Source organism: Psychrobacter sp. W2-37-MNA-CIBAN-0211, assembly GCF_040309405.1.
Taxonomy (GTDB): domain Bacteria; phylum Pseudomonadota; class Gammaproteobacteria; order Pseudomonadales; family Moraxellaceae; genus Psychrobacter; species Psychrobacter glaciei.
On sequence record NZ_JBEOOU010000537.1, the window covers coordinates 1 to 239 of the forward strand.

1 protein-coding gene is annotated in these 239 nt (G+C 44.8%); it reads right to left on the reverse strand.

Going from position 1 to position 239, the window contains the following annotated elements; translation table 11 throughout:
- Positions 1 to 239 (reverse strand): ATP phosphoribosyltransferase regulatory subunit (locus AAEY72_RS16175; protein ID WP_352311699.1); only part of this gene is annotated, 239 nt, incomplete at both ends.

Consider the following 239-nt stretch of genomic DNA (forward strand, 5'->3'; position numbering starts at 1 on the left):
GCCGTGCTCATTACCCGCGCGAACGGTTGAGGCGGTGCCTTCAGGGCGTAAGGTTAAGCTGTCATTGTTACGATCGCCAAAAGTGTACATTTCTTTTTCAACAATATCGGTCACTTCACCAATAGAGCGTTTAAAAAGATCAGTACTTTCAACAATAGGAGTGCGAATTTCGCTATAACCAAATGCACTAACTGATGAGCGCAATACGGCTTCGACTTTTTGCCATAAAGGACTTTGCG